A 2,626-nucleotide genomic window follows, 5' to 3' on the forward strand; every position below is an offset into this window, starting at 1 on the left:
GAACCGCTCTTTCTGAGTCAGATGTTTTCCCTGCATGCAACAGGCTCTCCAGTAGGGCCAGAGCGGTGATTTTATCCGGGTCTGGCCAGTGGGTCACTTTGTTGCGTTTCGAGTGGGAATGGGGCATCTGGGCTCTCAGGACACGTTCTACGTGGGCAATCTGAAAGGCGTCGGACGTATTTATCAGCAGACGTTCGTTGATACCTACTCGAAGGTAGCGCACTGCAAGCTGTATGTCACCAAAACGCCGATTACAGCGGCAGACCTGCTGAATGACCGTGTGCTGCCATTTTACGCGTCTCATGACCTGCCAGTGCTGAGAATATTGACTGACAGAGGTACGGAGTACTGTGGCAAAGTGGAACAGCATGATTACCAGCTTTATCTGGCGATAAATGATATCGACCACACGAAAACCAAAGCGATGTCGCCGCAGACGAACGGCATCTGCGAACGGTTCCACAGGACGATATTGCAGGGATTTTATCAGATAGCGTTCTGCAAAAAACTGTATGGCGAACTCGATACATTACAATCGGATCTTGATGAATGGTTGGCTCACTATAATAATGAGCCAACCCATCAGGGGAAAATGTGCTGTGGCCGAACGCCAATGGAGACATTACTTGATGGAAAATACATCTGGGCCGAGAAAAATTTAAGCCAGATGTAATCTGACAGATACCTGTATAAATAACCGGTAACTGTCAGATCAGGTCTGAGCTAATACACTTAACCTGAGCAGCACAAAAAACCGCACATTGCTCAGTATGTACACTGGTACCAACACTTCTATCTATTATTGATAACCGTCAACTTCGCTGATATAGACTTTTTGCGTTTTTTTATTGAAAAGGCAAAGTTCCCGGCCCTTTTGATTTTCCATATGTGGTTGGGGATAAGATCCCTGTAATAATAGTGCTGTATAACCAACTTCATCTGAAAACTCCATCAGCCTGCTTACAACTGGCGTTATTGACTTCAAGTTACTTGCTTTAATACAGCTGGCTATAACCATTTTATTATGCTCGTCCCATACACTCGGAGTTGATGCGGCAGCGTTAGATGTTAATATTGATAACCCGACGAAAACTAAAAAGGTAAATGAACGTAGTTTTGTACTTAGCTTCATAAGAACTTTACCAAAATGGTTTAAAAATGACGGGTTAAACAGCTAAACGTCAGCTGTCGCTTATAGGGATTTTGACCAAAACCTTAGGGAAAAGCCCAGCGCTTGTTTTGAATGGTTATGCCAGATGAGCTTTATAGGTATATATTTATAGGTTATCTGGAAATCAACATGTTGACGCCTTTACGTACTTTTCCACTCAGTTGGACTTCAGCACTTATATACCCATCAATCACTCTTCGTCCGTATTCACAGCGTGGCGAGTCAACAAAGGATAAGCCCCGACCTTATGCTGGAACTCATTTCGCTCCTGGCAGAGGACACAGGTCTTAACGCCAGGTAAGATGTGACGACGTTTTTCCGGTATCGTCTCACCGCAATCTATGCAGACAAGCGCACTGCTTGCAGTAAACTGTGTGCGGATGGCCATCAGGCCGCGTTCGATCATCTTGTCATGTTCAATCTGTGCTTCATCAGCAATATCTGGCATGATTTTATCAATTCCGGTAAATACACCATTGAGCCAATGGGGGGCACGCCTAACGCTCTTCAGCCTGTAAACGTAGCCCCTTTTCCCAACAACCGCCATTTTTTAGGTTGATGATGTTATCCTCAAGGCACGTAACGAAAGAAATATACCGCCGCTGGCAGGCATCATAGTCGAGGAGAGACACTCATCACAGCAAAGGGGACATTCAGCTGTCCACAAATTCAGAGAGTGGAGTTCCCTAAACCATGTGTATCAAGCCATCTGCCGTCTTTGCCCCCCATCAGCCTGGATACAGAGCGAATAGCCAATATGCAATAACCGTAATGGGTGGCGCTTGCTGGACTCGAATCTGCGACCGAGCGATTATCAGTGGCATGCTCTAACCTACTGAGCTAAAAGATTTTAATAAAAAAGTAAAAAAAACGCAGGTATGCATTACCTGCGTGGGAAGATTTAAAAAATCTCAAAAAGTTGGGTACCTGGTCATATAGGGATGTCAGGTGCTATTTTTATACCTCATGATAGGTATTTTTTTGTATTCGAATTGTAAAGATATGTTTATGTTTCTGGTTGTTCCTATGAGGATAAGGCGAAGGCCGAGTTTGGCGTTACAATCTACGCTTTAGGTATTGTCGGTGGCAGAGATGTCTGTGCGGAACCAGTACGTGCAGGCCCCATTCCCAGGCAAAACGCATCGCTGACGCACAGGGGCTGAGACCCGCTCCCCGTTTGTGATCCATTCATAATCAGGAATAACCGGCTTCATTCTGGCTGCATATTCTGGCAACCGGCAGATTTCTCGGCAAATTCAGAAGGTGTCATCCAGACCAGGGAAGAATGGGGACGGCTCTGGTTATAGTGTATGCGCCAGCCCTCACGTCGGAGCATCACATGTACCCGGCGATATCCGTAGTGAATTCGCGTTTCGGTGATCTCACGAATACGCAGGCGCAGTGCGCTGTCATCAGCAGCAACAGAACGATATCTAAACGAGCTGCGGCTGAGCC

General features: G+C 46.0%; 3 protein-coding genes and 2 pseudogenes. 1 reads left to right on the top strand and 4 read right to left on the bottom strand.

All coding sequences use genetic code 11. The annotated features are described in order from the left end of the window. Positions 1–121: 121 nt before the first annotated feature. Positions 122–673: pseudogene (locus ACMV5H_RS25265) on the top strand (integrase core domain-containing protein); the annotation flags it as partial. A gap of 126 nt (positions 674–799) precedes the next feature. On the opposite strand, the gene ACMV5H_RS25270 reads toward ACMV5H_RS25265, so the two are convergent. The 4 genes and pseudogenes from ACMV5H_RS25270 to ACMV5H_RS25285 form a co-directional block, all read right to left on the bottom strand. Then, on the bottom strand, positions 800–1,132 hold the full coding sequence (locus ACMV5H_RS25270) for a hypothetical protein (protein WP_414822768.1): 333 nt from the start codon (positions 1,130–1,132) through the stop codon (positions 800–802). A 229-nt stretch (positions 1,133–1,361) separates the two neighbouring features. Next, on the bottom strand, positions 1,362–1,619 hold the full coding sequence (locus ACMV5H_RS25275) for a TraR/DksA C4-type zinc finger protein (RefSeq protein ID WP_414822769.1): 258 nt from the start codon (positions 1,617–1,619) through the stop codon (positions 1,362–1,364). Positions 1,620–2,381: 762 nt separating this feature from the next. Beyond that, on the bottom strand, positions 2,382–2,507 hold the full coding sequence (locus ACMV5H_RS25280; RefSeq protein ID WP_414822770.1) for an integrase core domain-containing protein: 126 nt from the start codon (positions 2,505–2,507) through the stop codon (positions 2,382–2,384). Then, positions 2,487–2,626 (bottom strand): annotated as a pseudogene (locus tag ACMV5H_RS25285) (IS3 family transposase); the annotation flags it as partial. The gene ACMV5H_RS25280 and the pseudogene ACMV5H_RS25285, both read right to left, overlap by 21 nt.

This window comes from Serratia sp. N21D137 (assembly GCF_047530005.1).
Classification (GTDB): Bacteria; Pseudomonadota; Gammaproteobacteria; order Enterobacterales; family Enterobacteriaceae; genus Chania; species Chania fonticola_B.